Annotated in this window: 15 protein-coding genes; 9 read left to right on the top strand and 6 right to left on the bottom strand. The window is 63.3% G+C overall.

The features are described 5' to 3' along the window. Window positions 1–53: 53 nt before the first annotated feature. Both AC3WOY_RS12370 and AC3WOY_RS12365 read right to left on the bottom strand, forming a co-directional pair. A complete protein-coding gene (locus AC3WOY_RS12370) occupies window positions 54–1,982 on the bottom strand; it encodes an acyl CoA:acetate/3-ketoacid CoA transferase (RefSeq protein WP_492424137.1) in 1,929 nt (642 codons plus the stop codon). Between the two features lie 195 nt (window positions 1,983–2,177). After that, window positions 2,178–2,567: an ANTAR domain-containing response regulator gene (locus AC3WOY_RS12365; protein ID WP_492424135.1), complete on the bottom strand. Its 390-nt coding sequence runs from the start codon at window positions 2,565–2,567 to the stop codon at window positions 2,178–2,180. A gap of 122 nt (window positions 2,568–2,689) precedes the next feature. Between AC3WOY_RS12365 and AC3WOY_RS12360 the strand changes: the two genes are divergently transcribed. Beyond that, window positions 2,690–3,238, top strand: a complete 549-nt coding sequence (locus tag AC3WOY_RS12360) for a glutathione peroxidase (RefSeq protein ID WP_492424133.1) — start codon at window positions 2,690–2,692, stop codon at window positions 3,236–3,238. 91 nt (window positions 3,239–3,329) lie between these two features. Then, window positions 3,330–3,782 (top strand): universal stress protein, encoded by a 453-nt coding sequence (locus tag AC3WOY_RS12355; RefSeq protein ID WP_492424131.1) that lies wholly within the window; start codon window positions 3,330–3,332, stop codon window positions 3,780–3,782. Window positions 3,783–3,828: 46 nt separating this feature from the next. On the opposite strand, the gene AC3WOY_RS12350 is transcribed toward AC3WOY_RS12355, so the two are convergent. From AC3WOY_RS12350 to AC3WOY_RS12340, 3 genes are all read right to left on the bottom strand, one after another. Beyond that, entirely contained in the window at window positions 3,829–5,343 is a 1,515-nt protein-coding gene (locus AC3WOY_RS12350) for an alpha/beta hydrolase family protein (RefSeq protein ID WP_492424129.1), read from the bottom strand. A gap of 223 nt (window positions 5,344–5,566) precedes the next feature. Further along, window positions 5,567–6,028, bottom strand: a complete 462-nt coding sequence (locus tag AC3WOY_RS12345) for a cyanophycin metabolism-associated DUF1854 family protein (RefSeq protein ID WP_492424127.1) — start codon at window positions 6,026–6,028, stop codon at window positions 5,567–5,569. Continuing rightward, window positions 6,025–8,301 (bottom strand): cyanophycin metabolism-associated ABC transporter, encoded by a 2,277-nt coding sequence (locus tag AC3WOY_RS12340; RefSeq protein WP_492424125.1) that lies wholly within the window; start codon window positions 8,299–8,301, stop codon window positions 6,025–6,027. The genes AC3WOY_RS12345 and AC3WOY_RS12340 overlap by 4 nt, the downstream gene beginning before the upstream one ends. Window positions 8,302–8,584: 283 nt before the next feature. Between AC3WOY_RS12340 and AC3WOY_RS12335 the strand changes: the two genes are divergently transcribed. Both AC3WOY_RS12335 and cphA read left to right on the top strand, forming a co-directional pair. After that, window positions 8,585–10,771, top strand: coding sequence for a cyanophycin synthetase (locus AC3WOY_RS12335; protein WP_492424123.1), 2,187 nt, complete (start codon window positions 8,585–8,587; stop codon window positions 10,769–10,771). A gap of 113 nt (window positions 10,772–10,884) precedes the next feature. Further along, window positions 10,885–13,449 carry a cyanophycin synthetase gene (cphA, locus tag AC3WOY_RS12330; RefSeq protein WP_492424121.1) on the top strand — a complete coding sequence of 855 codons (2,565 nt, stop codon included), beginning with the start codon at window positions 10,885–10,887 and terminating at the stop codon, window positions 13,447–13,449. Window positions 13,450–13,639: 190 nt separating this feature from the next. Here the strand turns inward: cphA and fusA are convergent, their stop codons facing one another. Next, window positions 13,640–15,688 (bottom strand): elongation factor G, encoded by a 2,049-nt coding sequence (gene fusA / locus AC3WOY_RS12325; RefSeq protein ID WP_492424119.1) that lies wholly within the window; start codon window positions 15,686–15,688, stop codon window positions 13,640–13,642. Window positions 15,689–16,042: 354 nt separating this feature from the next. On the opposite strand from fusA, the gene AC3WOY_RS12320 reads away from it, so the two are divergent. From AC3WOY_RS12320 to chrA, 5 genes are all read left to right on the top strand, one after another. Next, window positions 16,043–16,582, top strand: coding sequence for a GAF domain-containing protein (locus AC3WOY_RS12320; protein WP_492424117.1), 540 nt, complete (start codon window positions 16,043–16,045; stop codon window positions 16,580–16,582). Between the two features lie 39 nt (window positions 16,583–16,621). Next, complete coding sequence (locus tag AC3WOY_RS12315) at window positions 16,622–18,319, top strand: methyl-accepting chemotaxis protein (protein ID WP_492424115.1); 1,698 nt, start codon at window positions 16,622–16,624, stop codon at window positions 18,317–18,319. A 338-nt stretch (window positions 18,320–18,657) separates the two neighbouring features. Continuing rightward, entirely contained in the window at window positions 18,658–19,341 is a 684-nt protein-coding gene (gene cysC, locus AC3WOY_RS12310; RefSeq protein ID WP_492424113.1) for an adenylyl-sulfate kinase, read from the top strand. Next, window positions 19,338–20,363 carry a hypothetical protein gene (locus AC3WOY_RS12305; RefSeq protein ID WP_492424111.1) on the top strand — a complete coding sequence of 342 codons (1,026 nt, stop codon included), beginning with the start codon at window positions 19,338–19,340 and terminating at the stop codon, window positions 20,361–20,363. Before cysC ends, AC3WOY_RS12305 begins: the two co-directional genes overlap by 4 nt. Beyond that, the gene (gene chrA / locus AC3WOY_RS12300; protein ID WP_492424109.1) at window positions 20,353–21,573 is read left to right on the top strand and encodes a chromate efflux transporter; all 1,221 of its coding nucleotides are present in this window, start codon (window positions 20,353–20,355) and stop codon (window positions 21,571–21,573) included. The genes AC3WOY_RS12305 and chrA overlap by 11 nt, the downstream gene beginning before the upstream one ends. Window positions 21,574–21,611: the final 38 nt, after the last annotated feature.

The raw sequence follows: 21,611 nt of genomic DNA, 5'->3' as shown, positions 1-21,611 counted from the left end.
GTGAAAAAATCAATGAAAGCACCCGCAGGCGGTGGCAGGGAATCGTCCCTGCTTCAGTCGTCCGCCGCCGACTCCATCGCCTCCTGCTGCGTCTCGAAAATATGCGCTGCCAGCCCCCGGCTTTCCAGCGCCGTGCCCATCTTCATGCGCATGAAGGCGCTGGTGGTGTAGCGCGAGACATGGGTGTAGTACTTGTCGTGCAGGCCCTTCACCATGGCCCAGTATTCGTCGGAGATGTTCTCGTCGATCTGGAAATCGTCGTAGTTGACGATGACCTTCACCTTGCGGCCGATCGGATGGCAGAGCTTTTCGGCGGCGTGCCGGATATCCTCGACATCCTTGTGGTTCATCACGCGCAGGCCCTGGAAGTTGTAGAAGGCGGCGCCCTTCTTCGCGTCGTACTGCATGCGGTCTTCGAGGCTGATCGACAGCAGCGTCTCCTTGAGCTTCATCGGCTCGTCCATGAAGATGCGCGCGTCCATGGCCACCGGCTTGTTGATGATCGGCTTGAAATCCATCTGCGCCAGGATGTCCTTCTCGATATCCACGCCGGGCGCGACCTCGATCAGTTCCAGTCCCTGCGGCGTCAGCTTGAACACGCAGCGCTCCGTCACATACAGCACGTTCTGGCCGGTGCTGGCCGCATACGGGCCGCTGAAGGTCACCTGTTCGATCTTGTTGACGAACTTGCGCGCGCGCCCTTCCTGCAGGATCTGCAGCTTGCCGCCCTCGACCTTCGTCTTCAGGCCGCCGGCGGTAAAGGTGCCGACGAAGACCACCGTGCGGCTGTTCTGCGTGATGTTGATGAAGCCGCCCGCGCCGGCCAGCTTGGGGCCGAAACGGCTGACGTTGATGCTGCCGGCCGGGTCGCATTCCGCCAGGCCCAGGCAGGCGAGGTCGAGGCCGCCGCCGTCATAGAAATCGAACTGCTGGTTCATGTCGATCACCGCGTCCGGATTCACTGCCGCGCCGAAATTGACGCCGGACGCCGGCACGCCGCCGATCACGCCCGGTTCGGCGGTCAGGGTCATGTACTTCAGGATCTTCTCTTCGTTCGCCACGGCGGCCACGCCTTCCGGCATGCCGATGCCGAGGTTCACCACCGAGTTCGGCAGCAGCTCGAAGGCGGCGCGGCGCGCGATCACCTTGCGCTCGTCGAGCGGCATGGCTTCCAGCGCATCCAGCGGCACGCGCACCTCGGCCGAGAAGGCCGGGTTGTAGCTGCCGTTGAGGTTCTGCGGATGATTCTCCGGCTGGGCGACCACCACGCAGTCCACCAGCACGCCCGGCACCTTCACGCGGCGCGGATTGAGCGAGCCGCGCTCGGCGATGCGTTCCACCTGCGCGATCACGAAACCGCCGCTGTTCTTGGTCGCCGTGGCGACGGCCAGCACGTCCTGCGTCAGGTTCTCGCGCTCCATCGTGATGTTGCCTTCCGGGTCGGCCGAGGTGCCGCGGATGAAGGCGACCGAGATCGGGAAGGTCTTGAAGTACAGCAGTTCCTTGCCGCCCAGCTCGACCACGCTGACCAGGTCTTCCGTGGTCTTCGTGCCGATCTTGCCGCCTTCCAGGCGCGGGTCGACGAAGGTGCCGAGGCCGACCTTGGACACGGTGCCCGGCAGGCCGCAGGCGATGTCGCGGTACATGTGCGAGATCACGCCCAGCGGCAGGTTGTAGGCCTCGACCTTGCTCTCCAGCGCCAGCTTGCCGACCTTCGGCACCAGGCCGTAGTGGCCGCCGATCACGCGCTTGAGCAAGCCTTCGTGCCCGAGATGGTTCACGCCGCCTTCGCCGCCGTCGCCGGGACCGCCGCCGAACAGCAGCGTCAGGTTCTTGGGCGAGCCGGTTTCGAGAAAGCGCTTCTCCAGCGCGAGGATCAGTTCGACGGGTACGCCGTTGCTGCCGAAACCGGAGCAGCACAGGGTGTCGCCGTCATGCAGGATGGCGATCGCTTCAGCGGCGGATACGACTTTCTTTCTCATGGGAGTGACCTTTCAGAATGGAATGCCGGCGGCAAGCCGATGCCCGCCGCCGACATGGTGAAGTCCATTGTAGGCAGTCCGGCCGACAACTTCCTTGATCACGGATACTTGACGCGAGGAACAAATGCAGGCCCGCTGCGGTGCAGCAGGACATGGTTTCGTCTTTTGATGCGCTGACGCGGGTAGGTTCCCCGGTTATGCAGGGGCGCGGTGGGACTTGGCCAGTTTGATAATGGCCTTGCGGATGCTGCCGAGGACGTTGACGGCGTTGAAAGGCTTCACAATAAAGCCGTGCACGCCGCGTTCTGCGGTGGTCTGCACGGTGGAAGCGTCGAACTGGCTGGAGACGAGGAAGACGACGGCCTTGGGCAGGCCGGTGCGGATCGTGTTGAGCTTGTCGAAGGCATCATCGTCCGCGCCGCCGAGGTCGATGCACACCAGCTGCGGCTGCAGCTTGATCATCGCGGCGAGGCCTGCCGGCGCGGTGTTGGAATCGCCCACCACATTGAAGCCGCCGTTTACCAGGACGGAGGTCAGCAGGTTGCGCGAAATGGCGTTTGCATCGATGACGACGACCTTGAGCATGCGAAGTCCTTGCCGGAATTTTCACCATATTAGCGCAATGCCAACGGGAAATGTCGGGACTGCCGGCCGGCTGTGTGGTTTTTGACTAGAATGAAACGGTCCATTCTTTCGCCGGGATTCCCATGCTGCCTGCCATTCTCCTGCCTGTCCTGCTTGCGGTCGCCGCGCCCGCTTCCGCGCAGGGCCAGTCCTGTCCGTCCCTCCTCAACCAGCGCTTCAACCGCCTGCAGGACGACGCACCGCAGAACCTGTGCCAGTACGCGGGCAAGGTGGTCCTCGTGGTCAACACGGCCAGCTACTGCGGCTTTACCGGCCAGTACGAGGGGCTGGAGGCGCTGCATGCGAAATACCAGCCGAAAGGCCTGGTCGTGCTTGGCTTCCCGTCCAACGACTTCGGCAACCAGGAGCCGGGCGACAGCAAGCAGATCGCGGATTTCTGCTTCAACACTTACGGGGTGAAATTCCCGATGTTCGCCAAGAGCGCGGTCAGCGGCAAGGAAGCCAATCCGCTGCATGCCGAGCTGGCGAAGATCACCGGAACCGCACCGAAATGGAACTTCTACAAGTACCTGATCGACCGCAGCGGCAAGGTGGTGGGGAGCTATAACAGCCGGGTGGCGCCGGATGATGCGAAGCTGGTCGGCGCGATCGAAAAGGCGCTCGCACAGTAATCAATCTTTTGCCGGAAATCGATTGCCTAAACCTGTGTGCGATGTATGATTGAAATGGAAACGTTTCTTCACCCTGCACAAGGAGGCAATCATGTACCGCAAAATTTTGGTCGCCTATAACGGAACACCCGAAAGCCGCCATGCCTTGCAGGAGTGTATTCGCCTTGCACCCGGCGCCTCGACGGAAATCCATCTGCTTGTTGTCGTGACGCCGACGCCGATTGTGCTGGCCGGCGAGTTTGTCGCTGCCGTGCCTACCGTGGATGAGGAGCTCGCCGAGAAAGAAGCCATGGCGCAGGTGCTCGAAGCGGGGCGCAAGCTGCTTGAAGAAGCGGATTTGCGGGTGACGCTGCATCTTGAGGTCGGGGAGCCTGTGAATGTCATCGCCGAGCTTGTGAACAAGCATGGGATCGATCTGGTGATCGTGGGACACTCGCGGAAGAAGCCGTTTGCCTTGCGGTGGTGGCGAGGGTCTATGGATGCTGTGCTGGTGGATAAGGTTCGGTGCAGTGTGCTGGTTGCTGCTGAGCCTCGGGCGGCCTGATTCTCTGCGGAGAGCCTGCAGAACAGGTTCTCCGCAGAGACAACCTTCACGAAGCCGGACAAGGCACCAGCATAGGCGCAATAACAGCCCGGGTCCCCACGGTCACCTGACTGTCATCCGCCCCACCCGCATTCCGCGTAAATGCACACCCATACTGCGGATGGGCGACAGTAGCCGGCGTCACCACATCATCCCCAGCCGGCTTGATCCCCGTCTCCGCCCACTTCACCATCGCTTCAAACGCCTCCACCTGCTCACGCACCGTGAAGTCGCAATGGCTGGGCGCCCGGATCGCCCGCTGCACCAGCCAGTCGCCGCTGCCCTGTGCATCGGCTCGCTTGCGATAGATCTGCTGCATGCTGAACGGCACATACATGTCGCCCAGCGTGTGCAAGGACACGACAGGGATATTGAACTGCCCGTTCACCTGCGGAATCCAGCGCAGCCCGTCGGCGCGCAGGCGGTTCGCATCCGGCGCGGCGGTAAGGTCCTGCACCGTCTGGTTGAACTGTTCTTCGTCGTATGACAGCGCCGGGTCGTTGTCGAACTGGTAGATAAAACGGTGCGTGTCGAGCGTGCTCTTGTTCAGGATACCGTTCACCGTGCCGTCGCTGCCGAAGGTGCCCCAGACAACGTTCTGCAGCCCCGTATTGCCGAAGCCTTGCAGGAACACCGGCCGCTCGCCGCCGGTCAGGTTCTTCACCGCCTGCAGCAGCTTCACGCCCTGCGCCGTGGGCACGGTGCTGAAGGTCGTGAACAGTTTGGCGCGCACGTCCGCCGCGATCGTGCCGAATGCGCTCGAGGGATGCGCCGGGTAGCCGGCCAGCGTTTGCGCGGCAAGCTGGTAGGCGGCGAAGTAGTCGAACAGTTCCGTGTCGCCCATGACGCCGCACATCGGCACCGCGCCGTCGTACTTCTGCTTGTTGACCGCGGTCCTCCAGGTCTCTTCCTCGATTGCCGCGCCGGTGATGTGACCGCCCATGGAGTGGCCCATGATGTAGGTCTTGTACGGCGCGTGCAGCTGGCGTCCCCGTTCCCTGGCAATTTTCTTGAAGCCATCCGCCAGCGCGTTGGTATCTTCCACGCCGGCGCTCACGTCATAGTAGTTCTTGCTGTAGCTGGACGCCGCCCATGCGTAGCCGTTCTCGATCAGGTGGCGGCGGATCGAGGGCATGGAGACGCGCAGTTCCGGCGCCGGCCCGACATAGCCGTGCGCGTACATCACCAGCTTGCCGTTCCAGTTCTTCGGGACTTCGATGCGGTAGGCCGCGCCGTTCAGTTCGCCTGCCCAGCGGTCGGTGGTGACGGTTGAGCCGGACATGGCCTTGAATCCCGGGCCGCCATCCTCGGCTGTCTCGTAGTCGGCGGCCGCGGCGGGATTGGGAACGACGAAGCTGCGTTCGTCATGGATGCGGGATTCCTCGGTGACGACTTTCTTTGCCGGCGCCATCAGGGAAGTCGCACCCAGGGATGCGCTGTCCGCCTGGTTGCCGCCGCAGGCGCTCAACAGAAAGGTGCTGCCGAGCAGCAGCGCTCCGCCGCTGCAGAGTTTCTTGTTCACGGTTTGTCTCCTCTTATGTTGATTTTGGTTACGCGCCGTTCTGCATTGCAGAATCAAGTTTTAAACTGCGCGCGCAAAGATCAAAATAAGTCAAAAAACGAAACAAAAAGAAGCGATACGAAGAAGTTTTGCGCTCGCGCAATGGAATGCGACAAGCATTGCCGCAGGGCATCAGGCGCAGGGAGACCATCCCGCCCGGACAGGCGGGATGCAGATGGCAGGATCAGAGGAAGCGGTCGAGGAGCTTGCGGCTGCCCTTGTCGAGCGCACCCTGGTCGCGGATCAGGTATTGCACGCCGTGGCTGTCGGCGATGATGAGCGCCGACCCGGCGATGCGTCGGATGTCTTCCTCGCCCTTGAGGACGAAGCTGGTCACGCCGCGATCGGTTTCGACTTCCCAGGTACTCGGCACAGCGAAGGTGGAGACCGTGCGAATGCGATTGATCACCGGCAGGAATTCGCGGCTCTTCAGCTCTTCCTGCAGCAGCGCGCGCGTGTCGGCCGGCAGGTCTTCCAGCCGGTTGATCCATGCCAGTTCGTGACCATCCACGTCGACGATGGCGATGCCGGTGTCCGGCGCGGCGATGGGGAAGGCGCGCACCGGCACCACGCCTTCATGCACGCCCTCGGCGTCGGAAAAGACCAGCTTGCCGAAGGCGTTGCGGCTCAATGTGAAGTGGTTCATGCCGCGTCCTCCTCGACGTCTGCCAGTGCCTCATTTTCCGCCTGGCGCAGTTGCGCCTGGTACAGGCGGAAGTAGTGGCCGCCGCGCGCGAGCAATTCCTCATGCTGGCCGACTTCGACGATCTGGCCCTTGTCCAGCACCACGAGGCGGTCTGCCTGCCGCAGCGTGGACAGGCGGTGCGCGATCGCGATGGTGGTGCGGCCGCGCACGAGGTTGTCGAGCGCTTTCTGGATTTCCTTTTCGGTGGTCGTATCGACCGAGGATGTGGCCTCGTCGAGGATCAGCAGTTGCGGATCGATCAGCAGCGCGCGCGCAATCGAGATGCGCTGGCGCTCGCCGCCGGACAGCGTCTGGCCGCGTTCGCCGACCAGCGAGTCGTAACCGTGCGGCAGGCGCAGGATGAATTCGTGTGCGTTGGCCGCGCGCGCCGCCGCCATGATTTCCTCGCGCGTCGCATTCGGCTTGCCGTAGGCGATGTTGTCGGCGATGGTACCGAAGAACAGGAAGGGCTCCTGCAGCACCAGCCCGATATGGCGGCGGAACTCGGCCACCGGCAGCGAACGGATGTCGACGCCGTCGACCATGATCGCGCCTTCCGAGACATCGTAGAAGCGGCAGATCAGATTGACCAGCGTGCTCTTGCCGGAGCCGCTATGACCCACCAGACCGATCATCTCGCCCGGCTTGATCGCCAGGTCCACGCCACGCAGCACTGCGCGATTACCGTAGCGGAAACCGACCGAACGGATGTCGATGCGGCCCTCGATGCGGTCGAGGTGCACCGGGTTTTGCGATTCCGGCACCGACGACACATGGTCGAGGATGTCGAAAATGCGCTTGGCGCCGGCGGCCGCCTTTTGCGTGACCGACACGATGCGGCTCATGGAATCGAGCCGCGTGTAGAAGCGGCCGATGTAGGCCAGGAAAGCGGTCAGCACGCCGACGGTGATGTCGCCGCGCGACACTTGCCAGATGCCCACGCCCCACACCACCAGCAGGCCGATTTCGGTGAGGAAGGTTACTGTCGGCGAGAACAGCGACCACACCTTGTTGACGCGGTCGTTGATCAGCAGGTTGTGCTTGTTCGCTTCGCGGAAGCGCGCGGCTTCGCGCTTTTCCTGGGCGAAGGCCTTCACCACGCGGATGCCGGGAATGGTGTCGGCCAGCACGTTGGTCACCTCGCCCCATACGCGGTCGATCTTCTCGAAGCCGTGGCGCAGCCGGTCGCGCACGATGTGGATCATCCACGCGATGAAAGGCAGCGGCAGCAGGGTCACCAGCGCCAGCCAGGGATTGATCGACACCAGGATGATCGCGGTCATCGTGATCATCAGCACATCGGTGGCGAAGTCGAGCAGGTGCAGCGACAGGAACACGCAGATGCGGTCGGTCTCCGAGCCGATGCGCGCCATCAGGTCGCCGGTGCGCCGGCCGCCGAAGTATTCGAGCGATAACTTCAGCAGGTGCTCATAGGTCGAGGTGCGCAGGTCGGCGCCGATGCGTTCCGATACCAGTGCCAGGATGTAGGTGCGCGCCCAGCCCAGTATCCACGCCACCATCGCCGCGCCGAACAGGCCGCCGAGGTACATCGCGACCAGGCCTTTGTCGATCTGCTGTCCGTTCTGATAGGGAATCAGCACATTGTCCATCAGCGGCATCGACAGGTAGGGCGGCACCAGCGTCGCGGCGGTCGAGGCCAGCGTCAGCAGGAAGCCGGCCAGCAGCTGGCCCTTGTAAGGCTTGGCAAAACGCCACAGGCGGAACAGCGTCCAGGTGGACGGCGGCGTGTGCATTTCGCGCGTGCAGATCGGGCATTCTTCCTGGTCGGCCGGGATCGGCGCCTTGCAACTCGGGCAGGTGAACTGTTCCGGTTCCTGCACCGGGCGGCCGCTCACGGCGGCGTCGCGCTGTTCCTCGAAATGCTTGATCAGGCGCAGCGCCTCGGGATTGCGGCCCAGGGTGTAGCGCCAGCAGGCCAGGCGTGCCGAGCCGTCATGCAGCTCGAGCGTGCCGACGCCGGCGTGGTCGTGGTGGCCGAGGGCCAGGCCTGCGCGGTACGGCCATTCCTGCCAATCGCCGCCGGCCGTCCTGGCAAGGAGGCGGCGTTCGGTCGCGACCACCATGCCGGAGGCGAAACGGAGCTCGGCGTCAAGGTCCAGCTCGACGCCGGCCACGGCGGTTTCGCCGGCCTGCAGGCGCGACTGGACTTCCTGTTGCCAGTGCGCGGGCACGGCTTGCCGCTGCGGCAACAGATTCGGGGATTCAGTATTCATCAAAGCTCGGAAAGGGCAAACAAGGGTGCCGGAATTGCACGAAACGGCCGAAAATTGTTTGCAAAATGTAAATAACTACTGGCGGGAGCGCGCTAATTGACTCGCCGATGTGGCGCTAAGTATACCGAGAGGCGATAATCTTGTTTCCCGGACTTTGCGTCCGACCGATAATTTTTTTCGCATCAAGTAAACTTCCGCGCCTGAAAAGCGTTAATCCGGAACAGGCCAGCAAAAACGACGTTCAAATCCATAAGGCCTTTTACCCCACTGCCCCAAGTATTAAATGAACAACAAAACCATTGAGATCATCAATGTGATGTCTCTGCGCGGTCCGAATATCTGGACATATCGGCCGGCCCTCGAGGCATGGGTTGACATCGGCGACCTCGAAGACTCTCCCTCCAATACCATCCCCGGCTTCTACGAACGCCTGACCGCCATGCTCCCCGGCCTGGCCGAGCACCATTGCGGCGTCGGCGAGCGCGGCGGCTTCCTGCAGCGCCTGCGCGAAGGCACCTGGCCCGCCCACATCATGGAACACGTGATGATCGAGCTGCAGAACCTGGCCGGCGTGCAGACCGGGTTCGGCAAGGCGCGCGAGGTGAAGGGCAAGCGCGGACTGTACAAGCTGGTCGTGCGGGCGCGCTACGAGGAAGTCAGCCGCAAGGCGCTCACCGCCGCGCGCGACATCGTGATGGCGGCCATCGAGGACAAACCCTGCGACGTCGAGGCGACGGTCACCGAACTGACGGATTTCGCCGAGCGCATCGGCCTCGGTCCCAGCACCTACAACATCGTCGACGCCGCCACCGACCGCCGCATCCCGGCCCTGCGCCTGAACGAAGGCAACCTGGTGCAGCTCGGCTACGGCGCCCGCTCGCGCCGCATCTGGACGGCCGAGACCGACCAGACCAGCGCGATTTCCGAAAGCATCTCCCGCGACAAGGACCTGACCAAGCGCCTGCTGCAATCCTGCGGCGTGCCGATCCCGGAGGGCCGCGTGGTGACCAGCCCCGAGGACGCCTGGGATGCCGCCGAGGACATCGGCATTCCGGTCGTGGTCAAGCCCTCCGACGCCAACCACGGGCGCGGCGTCTCGATGGACCTGACCACCCGCGAGCAGGTCGAAGCCGCCTACAAGCTGGCCGACGAAGAAGGCAGCGACGTGATGGTCGAGCGATTCGTGCGCGGCGACGAACACCGCCTGCTGATCGTCGGCGGCAAGCTGGTCGCTGCCACCAAGGGCGAGATCGCCGCCGTTACCGGCGACGGCAAGTCCACCGTCACCGAACTCATCGAATCGCAGATCAACACTGATCCGCGCCGTGGCGACCATGAGGACTTCCCGCTCAGCCGCATCACCTACGAGGAAGATCCCACGATCCTGCTGGTGCTGGAGCGCCAGGGCTTCGGCCCCGACTCCGTGCCGCCGGAAGGCAAGCATGTCCTGATCCAGAGCCGCGGCAACCTCGCCTTCGACTGCACCGACGAGGTCCATCCGGCCGTCGCCGCCGCCGCCTCGCTGGCCGCGCGCATCGTCGGGCTCGACATCGCCGGCGTCGATATCGTGGCGCAGGACATTTCGCGCCCGCTGGAAGAACAGGGCGGCGCGATCGTCGAAGTGAACGCCGGCCCCGGCCTGCTGATGCACCTCAAGCCCGCAGTCGGCAAACCTCGTCCCGTCGGCCAGGCGATCGTCGACCACCTGTTCCCCGTCAAGGACGACAACGGCCGCATCCCCATCGTCGGCATCACCGGCAGCCGCGGCAAGACCATGGTCGCTCGCCTGGCCGCGCGCATGCTGAAGCTGCACGGTCCCTATGTCGGCACCGCCTGCAGCGACGGCATCTTCCTGCGCCAGCGCCAGATGGACGCCAGGGACAGCGCGAACTGGAACTCCGCGCATCGCATCCTGATGAACCGCTCGGTCGAGGCCGCGGTGTTTGAAAACGGCTTCCGTGCCATCGCGTCGGAAGGCCTGGCCTATGACCGCTGCCTCGTCGGCGTCGTGACCAATATCGATGCGCATGGCGACCTCGCCGACCTGCATTTCGCGGATGCGGATGCACTGGCGACGATCGCGCGCACCCAGGTCGACATCGTCCTGCCCGAAGGCACCGCCGTGCTCAATGCCGCCGACCCGCGCGTCGCCGGCCTGGCCGAGTTGTGCGACGGCGGCGTGATCTTCTTCAGCCTGTCGCCGGAAACCGCGGCGCTCGCAAAGCACCGCGAACAGGGCGGCCGCGCATTGTTCGTACGCGACGGCAGCATCGTCCTTGCCGAAGACGGCGTGGAAACGCCGCTTGTCGACACGACCAAACTGGCGATCAAGGACCTCGACAGCCAGCACTGGATCGTCGAGAACATCCTTGCTGCCGCCGGCGCCGCCTGGGCGGTGGGCGTGGGGACGGATGTGATCCGTGCCGCGATCGAGACCTTCGATTACGGCAACGCAAGGAAGGCGGCCTGAACAGGCCGTCCATTCCCGGAAATCGAACGAGAACAAAAGCCGCCTGAACACAGGCGGCGAGTTGCAAGCGCGGAACCGGCATCAGCGGCTGCCGCGCACACAAGGAACTATTGATGGAAATTTCGCGTATCCGCGCCCTGCGCGGCCCCAACCTGTGGAGTCGGCACACGTCGATCGAAGCCATTGTGTCCTGCACCGAAGCCGAGCGGGACATCACCGCCATGCCCGATTTCGAGCCGCGGATGCGCGCGCGTTTCCCCGACATCAAGTTCCTCGAGCCGGCGACCGGCCAACCGTTCTCGCTCGCCCATGCGCTCGAGTCCGCCGCGCTCTGCCTGCAGGCGCAAGCCGGCTGCCCTGTGACCTTCAGCCGCTCGGTGGCCACGGTCGAAGCCGGCACTTACCAGGTGGTCGTTGAATACACGGAAGAAGACGTCGGCCGCCTTGCCTTCGACCTCGCTGAAAAGCTGATCGCCAGCGCGATCGACAACACGCCTTTCGACCTCGATGCCGCGCTGAAGGAATTGCGCGACCTCGACGAAGACATCCGCCTCGGGCCCAGCACCGGGTCCATCGTCTACGCCGCCGTTGCGCGCGGCATTCCGTACCGCCGCCTGACCGAAGGCAGCATGGTGCAGTTCGGCTGGGGCCATCGCCAGCGCCGCATCCAGGCCGCCGAAACCGGCGAGACCAGCGCCATCGCCGAATCGATCGCGCAGGACAAGGAACTGACCAAGATGCTGCTGCACGCAGCCGGCGTCCCTGTTCCCAACGGCCGAGCCGTGACCGATGCGGAAGACGCATGGAAGGCCGCGCAGGAAATCGGCGCGCCGGTCGTGGTCAAGCCGCGCGACGGCAACCAGGGCAAGGGCGTCGCCGTCAACATGAAGACGCGCGAAGACGTGCTGCGCGCCTATGAAGCCGCGCACGCGATCAGCGAAGACGTGATCGTCGAACGCTACATCACCGGCCACGATTACCGCATTCTCGTGGTGGGCGACCAGATGGTTGCCGCCGCGCGCCGCGAACCGCCGCAAGTCACCGGTGACGGCGTGCACAGCATCGCGCAACTGATCGAGCAGGTGAACAAGGACCCGCGCCGCGGCGACGGCCATGCCACCTCGCTGACCAAGATCCGGGTCGACGACATCGCACGCGCCGTGCTCGACAAGCAGGGCTACACCATCGACAGCGTGCCGCCCAAGGGCGTCCTCGTCGTGCTGCGCAACAACGCCAACCTCAGCACCGGCGGCACCGCCACCGACGTCACCGAGGACGTGCATCCGGACATGGCCGCGCGCGCGGTCGAGGCCGCGCAGATGGTCGGCCTCGACATCTGCGGCGTGGACGTGGTGTGCGAAACCGTGATCAAGCCGATGGAAGAACAGGGCGGCGGCATCGTCGAAGTCAACGCCGCGCCCGGCCTGCGCATGCACCTGCAGCCGTCCTACGGCAAGGGCCGTCCGGTCGGCGAAGCGATCATCTCCACCATGTTCAAGGATGGCGACGACGGCCGCATCCCGGTCGTCGCCGTGGCCGGCACCAACGGCAAGACCACCACGGTCAAGCTGATCTCGCACATCCTGACCACCGACAAGCACCGCGTGGGCATGACCGGCACTGACGGCGTGTACATCGGCAGCCAGCGCATCGACACCGGCGACTGCAGCGGTCCGCGCAGCGCACGCAACGTGCTGATGCATCCCGACGTCACCGCCGCCGTGTTCGAAACCGCGCGCGGCGGCGTGCTGCGCGAAGGCCTCGGCTTCGACCGCTGCAACGTCGCAGTCGTCACCAACATCGGCGAGGGCGACCACCTCGGCCTGAACTTCATCACGACGGTGGAAGACCTCGCAGTCGTCAAGCGCGTGATCGTGCAGAACGTCGCGGCCAACGGCACCGCCGTGCTCAACGCGGCCGATCCCATGGTCGCCAGCATGGCGGCAGTCTGCCCCGGTTCGGTGACCTTCTTTGCGAAGGATGTGCATCATCCGGTGATGACCATGCACCGCGCACAGGGACGCCGCGTGGTGTATGTCGAAGACAATGCTATCGTTGCCGCCGAAGGCAAGGCCACGCAGCGCATCGAACTCAAGGATATTCCGCTCACCCGAGACGGCACCATCGGCTTCCAAGTCGAGAACGCGATGGCATCCATCGGCGCGGCATGGGGACTGGGCATCGACTGGGAGGTGATCCGCAAGGCGGTGCAGACTTTCGTCAACGATGCGCAGAGCGCGCCGGGGCGCTTCAACCTGTTCTCGTACAAGGGCGCGACCCTGATCGCCGACTATGGCCATAACCCGGATGCGATCCAGGCGCTGGTCAACGCCATCGACAGCATGCCGGCCAAGCGCCGCTCCGTCGTCATCAGCGGTGCCGGCGACCGCCGTGACATCGACATCCGCCGCCAGACGGAAATTCTCGGCGATGCCTTCGACAGCGTCGTGCTGTACGAGGATGCCTGCCAGCGCGGCCGCGAGGAAGGCGAGGTCGTGGCGCTGCTGCGTGACGGCCTGAAGGAGGCCAAGCGTGCCCGCATGATCAAGGAGATCAAGGGCGAGTTCGTGGCGATCGACACGGCGCTGGCCGACCTCGCCGAAGGCGACCTGTGCCTGGTCCTGATCGACCAGGTTGAAGAGGCGCTGGCCTATATCGCTGAGAAGTGCAAGGCGTGAGGCTCGCAGATATCGGTAACCTTATTCTTCTCTCCGGTGGCCCGAATCGGTAGTCACTCCGTGGAAGCTTGCCGTGACTGGCCCCGGCGGGCCTCCACGGAGAACCAGCAGAATCGGTTCACCGAAGAGAAGAAAAACATCATCATCGGAAGCACGAGCGCGCATGTCACGCGCCCGAACGTCCAGCACCCTACTCTTCCGCTTCCACCTTGTGCTCGCTCACCATCCGCTGCTGGGTGGAAGGCGGCACGATATCGTAATGACTGAATTCCACCGTATAGCTGCCACGCCCTGCGGTGGTCGAATTCAGCCGCGACTGGTACCCGTTCAGCTCGGACAGCGGCACCTGCCCCGACACAACCGCGACAGAAGCCTGCACCGTCTGCATCCCGTTGATCTGCCCGCGTCGTGACGACAGGTCGCCGGTGATGTCGCCCATGCACTCCTCGGGCGTCACGATCTCGATGTTGACGATCGGTTCGAGCACCATCGGCCGCGCCTTCATGACCGCATCGATGAAGGCCTTGCGCCCGGCGGTGGCGAACGCCACCTCCTTCGAATCCACAGGATGGCTCTTGCCGTCATAGACAACCACGCGCACATCCTGCATCGGGAAGCCGGCCAGCGGACCGGCATCAAGGACCTGGCGTATCCCCTTCTCGACGGCCGGGATGAATTGACCGGGGATCGTCCCGCCCTTGACCTCGTCGACGAACTCGAACCCTGTTCCGCGCGGCAGTGTTTCCACACGCAGGAACACTTCGCCGAACTGCCCGGCGCCACCGGTCTGCTTCTTGTGGCGGTGATGTCCCTCGGAGCGGCCGGCAATCGTTTCGCGGTAAGCGATCTTCGGCGGATGCGTGGCGACGTCGATCTTGTACACTTCCATCATGCGCTCCAGCGCCGAACGCAGGTGCAGCTCGCCCAGGCCGAGCAGGACGGTCTCATTGGTGGTGGCCTGATGCTCGACCTTCAGGCAGGGATCTTCCGCGGTCAGCTTCTGCAGGATTTCCCACATGCGCTGTTCGTCGCCGCGCTTCTTCGGCTCGATGGCGAGGCCGAAGATCGGCGTCGGGAAGACGGACGGACGCAGGTGGATATGGTCGTCTTCCGCCGCATCGTGCAGCACGGCGTCGTACACCATGTCCTCGACCTTGGCGACCGCGCAGACATCGCCCGGCACCGCCTGCGGCACTTCCACCTGCTCCTTGCCCTGCAGCATGTAGAGATGCGCGACCTTGAACGGCTTCCGGCCGTCGCCGATGTAGAGCATGCTGTCGCGCCGCACCGTTCCCTGGTGGATGCGGAACACGGCGATCTTCCCGATGAAAGGGTCGACGGCGATCTTGAAAACGTGCGCGAGCACATGCTGCGACGGATCGGGCGCAGCGCGGATTTCTTTCTTCCTGTCCGGCACATTGTCGTCGTCGCGGTAGAACAGCGGTGGATTGCCTTCCGCCGGGTTCGGCATCAGCTTGACGAAGACATCGAGCAATTCCTTGATGCCAGCGCCATTCTTCGCCGAGACGAAACACACGGGCACGAGATGGCCTTCGCGCAATGCCTGCTCGAAGGGCGCATGCAACTGTTCCGGTTCGATCTCGCCCTGCTCGAGGTAGAGCGCCATCAGGTCGGCATCGACTTCCACCACCTGGTCGACCAGCGCGCGATGCGCGGCCTCCACAGATGAAAAATCCGACGCGCCGGCCGGATTGAAGAAGCAATCGACGACTGTCGAGCCGCCCGCAGCGGGCAGGTTGATGGGCAGGCATTCCTTGCCGAATGTTTCCTGGATGCGTGTGACCAGCGCCGGCAGGTCGACGTTGTCGGCGTCGATCTTGTTGACGATGATCATGCGGCACATATTGCGCTGCTTCGCCCATTCCATCATGCGCCCGGTGATCATCTCGATGCCGTTCTGCGCATTGATGACAACGGCTGCCGTTTCCACGGCCGCCAGCGCGCTGATCGCCTGGCCGATGAAGTCCGGATAGCCGGGCGTATCGAGCAGGTGGATGCGCGTGTCGCGGTGGTCGAGATGGACGACGGCGGAGTTCAGCGAGTGCTGGTACTTGCGTTCCAGGGGATCGTAATCGCAGGTAGTGGTCCCGCGCTCAAGGCTGCCCGGGCTGCCGATCATGCCGGCGCCGTGGAGCAGGGCTTCGGCAAGGCTGGTCTTGCCGCTGGAGGTGTGCCCGACGAGGGCAATGGTACGGATGGCTTCGGTACTGTATGGCATAGGTCGTTCCTTTCCCACATGCAAACCGCAAAAACCCGTTCAGGACATTATCGCGCTTGCCCCGATTACCGGCAAACCGATTGCTCGCAAGGTTTGATTTGGAATGGGAAATCGAGGAGAAAACCGGGCTCCGATCGGGTTGTGCACTGCAGCAGCATCGCCCCGCTCCCGTATGCGCAAACAGCACATCCGCCCCTGTCAACCTTGACAGGTTTTCGTGCTGCGGTGCGGATTCCGGTTGACGTTCTCCTTTCTCGAAAGCAATAGTGTTCCCGAGCCGTTGCCGCTTTGTACAGAGAGACAGCTGCGACCGCCGCCCATGCCATCTGGAACAAACAAGAAAAGGAGATCGAGATGAAATATCGCCTGCACATGCTGATCGCAACCATGCTGGCCTGCGCCAGCGTATCCGGTGTTGCTGCCGACCTGCCGGCACCGCTGCAGTCCAAGGTGGATAAATACAAGCAGAAGCTTGTCGAGTGGGCCGCCAATCCGGTGATCGTCAGCGCGGTCAAGGACGCCAATTCCAAGGGCGGCCTGCCGGGCATGACCAACGCCAAGTGGCTCGAGGTGCCTGACAACGATCCCGCTGCCCAGTCCTTCATCACCAGCAAGGCCGGCAGCGTGGTGAAGAAGTGGGAGGAAGACAAGGAGATCAACAAGCTGGTGGTGCGCGACGAAAAGGGCAATCTTGTCGCCGCCAGCACCAAGCCGCTGCTGTACAACAATGCAGTGCGCCCGGTGTACATCAACGCGATCAAGGGTCAATCCTGGATCGACAGCAAGATAGCGCCCGATCCCACTACCCAGATCAAGAGCATTCAGGCGTCCGCCCCGGTTCTGGAAGGCGGAAAGGTCATCGGTGTGATTCACGTTGGCATCACGATCGAATAACACAGCGGCTGACCGCAGCCTTCTTGCCTGGAGATGTCCATGAAATTGATCGAGAACCTGAAGGTCGGCCCCAGGCTTGCCATCGGTTTCGGGATCGTCCTCGTGCTGATGACGGTCCTGACCGGTGTGGCAATCAGCCGCATGTCGTTCATCCGGGCCAGCCTGGACGGCATCGTCCATGGCGATGCCGCCAAGCTGCGCCTGGTGAATGCGATGCGAGACCTGGTGCGCTACCAGTCCGTGACTGTGCGCGATGTGGTGATGCAGGAGGATTTCGCGTTCAAGAAAAAGGAACTGACGCTGGCGCGGCAATCCAAGGAAACCTACCGCACCACGGCGGAGAAATTGCAGAAACTGCTGACCGATGAAGCAAGCAAGGCGTCCATGAGCAAGATCGCCGCGCTCGACAACAAGGTTCGCGTCGCGATGGACAAGGCGATCGACCTGTCGCTCAGCGGCGACATGGCGGAAGCCGCCAACATGATCCGGGACGAGGTAAGGCCGGGACAGATCGAGCTGATCGGCGCGCTGGAGGCGCTGCTCAAGCAGGTCGAGGACGGATCCCGGCTGGCCGCCGAGGACGCCGGGCAGACATACAGGAGCGCGGTGACCGCCATGATCGTCGTCGGCTTGCTCGCGCTCCTGTTCGGCGTTGCCGCCGCTTTCCTGATCACGCGCAGCCTGCTGAAGCAGCTCGGTGGCGAACCGGCCTACGCAGCCAGTATCGCCGCACAGATCGCCGCGGGCGATCTCTCGGTGAACGTGCAGACCAGGGCCGCCGACCGTGGCAGCCTGGTGCTGGCGATGAAAGAGATGCGCGACAGTCTGGCGCGCATCGTCAGCGAGGTGCGCAACGGCACCGACACCATCAACACCGCGGCGGGCGAAATCGCGGCCGGCAATCTCGACCTGTCGTCGCGCACCGAGCAGCAGGCGAGTTCGCTGGAAGAGACCGCATCCTCGATGGAAGAGCTGACGTCCATCGTCAAGCAGAATGCCGACAATGCGCGTCAGGCAAACGGGCTTGCCGACTCCGCCACCGAGACGGCCCGGCGGGGGGGCAGTGTTGTTTCCGAAGTGGTCCGGACCATGGGCGCCATCAATGACTCGGCCCGGAAGATTGTCGACATCATCGGCGTCATTGACGGCATCGCATTCCAGACCAACATCCTCGCGCTGAACGCAGCGGTCGAAGCGGCGCGTGCCGGCGAACAGGGGCGCGGTTTTGCCGTGGTCGCCGCCGAGGTGCGCAACCTGGCACAACGCAGTGCCGCCGCCGCCAAGGAAATCAAGACGCTGATCGACGATTCGGTGGAAAAGGTCGATGCCGGCACGCGACTGGTGGACCAGGCCGGCGCCACGATGACGGAGATTGTCGACAGCGTCAAACGCGTGAGCGACATCATCAACGAAATCGCTGCCGCCAGCCAGGAACAGGCATCCGGCATCGAACAGGTCAATCAGGCTGTGACGCAGATGGATGAAGTCACGCAGCAGAATGCTTCGCTGGTCGAACAGGCCGCGGCGGCGGCCGAGTCGATGCAGGACCAGGCGGGCCACCTGTCGCAGGTTGTCAGCGTATTCAAGCTGGGCATGGCGGACGCGCGGGTCGAAGCTGCACCGCCCAGAGCGACTGTGACGAAATTCCCGGACAAGGCGGCTCCGTTGAAATTGGCGCAGCAGGCGTTCGTTCCCTCCGGCAGCAGCAACATCCGGGCAATACTGACGAAAAGGTAGGCACGCGCGGCTTTGCCGCGGTGCGATGGGCATTCGCTTCCCCCATTCCCTTCCTGCCAGGGAATGGGCATACACCTTCAGGCAGCAAACCGTTGATCCGCACCATCCGGTGAGCGACCTCCTCTATCTTGCCTTGCGCCAAGTGCAGCATGCAGGACTCTCCCATTCCGTCTCCCAAATTCCACAGTGTCCCTGTCAACGTTGACAGGATTTGCCGCCAAAGCTGCGGCATGCGATTGACGGCAATTGACGCTCTCGGAATAGTAGCAATGGTCATATTGATATTCTTTTAATTCATAACGGTATGCAGCCTGCGATACCGCAATCGGGAAATGACAATGAAACTATCCCTGGGAGACACGGATACCTTGCCTGGGCAGCAGGATGTGTCACGGTCGCTTCCGGCGTGCAAGAGCGAGTCCGGCGGCGCGAAGACGCCGAACATTTTCTGGCACGCGGGCAAGATTCCGCACCAATTCCGCCAGGAGAAGTTTGGTCACTGCCCGGCCACGGTGTGGCTGACAGGCTTGAGCGGTGCCGGCAAGTCGACCATTGCCTACGAACTGGAAATGCTGTTGCTGACGAAGGAGCATCCCTGCTATGTCCTCGATGGCGACAACATCCGCCATCACCTCAACAGCGACCTCGGATTTTCCGCGAACGACCGCAAGGAAAACATCCGCCGTGCGGCGGAAGTGGCGCGCCTGATGAACGAGGCCGGCCTCATCGTGGTGACATCCTTCATTTCCCCGTATCGCGACGATCGGGCCATGGCAAGTGCCATCATCGGCGAAGAGCGCTTCATTGAAGTCCATGTCAGCACGCCAGTGGAAGTGTGCGAGTCGCGCGATCCGAAAGGCCTGTATGCGAAGGCGCGCACCGGACAGATTGCCGAATTCACGGGCATCACGTCACCCTACGAACCGCCGCCATCACCGGCGCTTGTGCTCGACACGGGGGCGCTGTCCGCGAGCGACGCTGCCCGTTCCATTTACAGTTTCCTGGCGCAGCGGTTCGCATGAGCGGCATGATTGCAGAGACGCAGCGTGCACCTGCGTACGACGTATTCAACGGAGACGCTGACGGCATCTGCGCGCTGCAGCAATTGCGCCTGGCCTGTCCGCGCGAGGCAACGCTGGTGACCGGCGTCAAGCGCGATATCGCATTGCTGCAACGCGTGCCGCCAGGGCCCGGCGTGGAGGTAACTGTCCTCGATATATCGCTCGATGCCAACGTGCAGTCCTTGCGGCGCATTCTTGATGCCGGTGGGCGCGTGAGCTACTTCGATCATCATTCGGCACAACATGCATTCAGGCATCCCAACCTGCGTCTCCGCTGGGACGACGCGCCCGATGCCTGCACCAGCATACTGGTCGACCGACATCTGCAGGGCCGTTTCCGGAAGTGGGCTGTCACGGCAGCCTTCGGCGACAACCTGCCCATGGCCGCCCACGCGCTCGCCAGCCTGACCAATGTGCGGCGCCGCGACATCGAAGCGTTGGAGAAGCTCGGCACCCTGCTCAACTACAACGCCTATGGCGAGCAGATCGAAGACCTGCATGTGACACCGGAGACGCTTTGCCGATCGCTTCAAGGCTTCGCCGATCCGTTCGATTTCATCTTCGCATCGCCGTACTACCCCATGCTGGAAGACGGCTACCGGAGCGACGCGGCGCGTATGGCGTCGCTTGTTCCCGACTGGTGTTGCGACGAGGGCGCCATCTACATCCTGCCATGTGCCCCATGGGCGAGGCGCATATCCGGCGAGTTCGCCAACCGTCTCGTGCGACAAGGGGAGGGAAGGTCGTTCGCGGTACTGACCGAACATCGTGACGGTAGCTTTGTTGCAAGCGTCCGGTCCGGGCATCCTGAATATTTCAGCGCCAACATATTCTGCGAGCAGTTCCTCACCGGTGGCGGGCGAAAGGCGGCAGCCGGCATCAATGTCCTGTCGGCATGCGAACTGGGTCGTTTCGCCAAGGCTTTTACCGACTATTTCTGTGCTGGCGCCAACGCGATGAATGGGACTATCTATGCAAGCTAGCAGCCGAGCGGATTTCATCGGCACGCGCCAGACCGGGTTGGTGGAGCTGTTCCGGATTTTCCTGGGCATCGCCAGTACCAGTTTTGGCGGATACATGGCAATGATCTCCGTCGTGCAGGAAGTCGTCGTCACGCGCCGTCGCCTGCTGCGCGATGAAGACGTGCTGGATGCATTGTCGCTGGCATCAGTGCTTCCGGGGCCGACGGCAGTCAACGTGGTGGCGTGCCTGGGATACCGCCTGCGCGGCATCGCCGGCGCTGCGGTATGCGTACTCGCGGCGCTGCTGCCGGCATTCCTGCTCATGATTGCGCTCGGCGAAGCATATCTCCGCTGGGGACAGCTTCCCGCTGCCGGCAAGGCATTCATGGGACTGGTCCCGGCCGTGACGGCATTGATCGTCGTGGCGGCATGGCGCATGTGCCGCACTTCGCTCATCACGATGCATGAAAGCGGGCTTGCCGTGGCCGCCGCTGCCGCCCTCCTCGTCTTTCCCGGCATCCTGTCCACGCTGGCGATTATCGTGATCGCGGCACTCGCCGGGCGCATTTGGTTTGGTGCGCATGCGCAGGCATTTCCGGAAGTGCTGCTGTACAACGCACGCACCGCATCGAATCCTTTCCTGAAAATCGCGGCGAGATGCATGCCGTTGGCGTTACTGCCGGCCCTTACCGTGCCGTTTGCCGCCATCGAAACAGGGGTGCTGATGCAACTGGGCGGCGCGTTTTCCGGCATGAGTATGCTGATGTTCGGCGGCGGCTATGCCTTCGTACCGATGTTTCAGCAAGCCGTTGTGGATGGCTACGGCTGGGTGACGCGGCAGGAATTCGTCGACGCGCTTGCGCTCGGGCAGGTGACGCCGGGCCCGATCATGATCAGTGCCGCTTTCATCGGCTACAAGGTCGCCGGCATCGGTGGTGCCGTTGCAGCTACCGCCGGGATGTTCCTGCCGCCTGCGGCATTGATGGTCCTGTGCACCCGTCTTCTTGATGGGGCCGGCGCTTCGTCCAATATGCAGGCTGCGGTGCGCGGCGTGCGTGCTGCCACTGCGGGAATGATGATTGCTGCGGCTGTACTGATCGGCAAGACGGCGGCAGCGCACTGGTTGTCGGTCGTATTGTTTGGCGTTTCCCTGGCCGCGCTGATGTGTTATCGCGTCAATGCCGCATGGATTGTATTTGGTGCGGCCGCGACCGGGTTTTTCTTTTACTAGACATAATGTATTGACCTGCCGCACCTCAAGCGACGCGG

Source organism: Noviherbaspirillum sp. FW303-A3, assembly GCF_058788695.1.
The sequence above is the reverse complement of the archived record's forward strand: the minus strand, read 5'-3'. Positions and strand labels throughout refer to the sequence as shown.

What these genes read in the sequence shown, in the direction of transcription:
- AC3WOY_RS12315 (WP_492424115.1), top strand. Translation starts at nt 16,622, where the DNA reads ATGAAATTGATCGAGAACCTGAAGGTCGGCCCCAGGCTTGCCATCGGT.
- AC3WOY_RS12305 (WP_492424111.1), top strand. Translation starts at nt 19,338, where the DNA reads ATGAGCGGCATGATTGCAGAGACGCAGCGTGCACCTGCGTACGACGTA.
- AC3WOY_RS12340 (WP_492424125.1), bottom strand. Translation starts at nt 8,301, where the DNA reads ATGAATACTGAATCCCCGAATCTGTTGCCGCAGCGGCAAGCCGTGCCC.
- AC3WOY_RS12355 (WP_492424131.1), top strand. Translation starts at nt 3,330, where the DNA reads ATGTACCGCAAAATTTTGGTCGCCTATAACGGAACACCCGAAAGCCGC.
- AC3WOY_RS12335 (WP_492424123.1), top strand. Translation starts at nt 8,585, where the DNA reads ATGAACAACAAAACCATTGAGATCATCAATGTGATGTCTCTGCGCGGT.
- AC3WOY_RS12345 (WP_492424127.1), bottom strand. Translation starts at nt 6,028, where the DNA reads ATGAACCACTTCACATTGAGCCGCAACGCCTTCGGCAAGCTGGTCTTT.
- AC3WOY_RS12360 (WP_492424133.1), top strand. Translation starts at nt 2,690, where the DNA reads ATGCTGCCTGCCATTCTCCTGCCTGTCCTGCTTGCGGTCGCCGCGCCC.
- cphA (WP_492424121.1), top strand. Translation starts at nt 10,885, where the DNA reads ATGGAAATTTCGCGTATCCGCGCCCTGCGCGGCCCCAACCTGTGGAGT.
- chrA (WP_492424109.1), top strand. Translation starts at nt 20,353, where the DNA reads ATGCAAGCTAGCAGCCGAGCGGATTTCATCGGCACGCGCCAGACCGGG.
- AC3WOY_RS12365 (WP_492424135.1), bottom strand. Translation starts at nt 2,567, where the DNA reads ATGCTCAAGGTCGTCGTCATCGATGCAAACGCCATTTCGCGCAACCTG.
- AC3WOY_RS12370 (WP_492424137.1), bottom strand. Translation starts at nt 1,982, where the DNA reads ATGAGAAAGAAAGTCGTATCCGCCGCTGAAGCGATCGCCATCCTGCAT.
- cysC (WP_492424113.1), top strand. Translation starts at nt 18,658, where the DNA reads ATGAAACTATCCCTGGGAGACACGGATACCTTGCCTGGGCAGCAGGAT.
- AC3WOY_RS12320 (WP_492424117.1), top strand. Translation starts at nt 16,043, where the DNA reads ATGAAATATCGCCTGCACATGCTGATCGCAACCATGCTGGCCTGCGCC.
- fusA (WP_492424119.1), bottom strand. Translation starts at nt 15,688, where the DNA reads ATGCCATACAGTACCGAAGCCATCCGTACCATTGCCCTCGTCGGGCAC.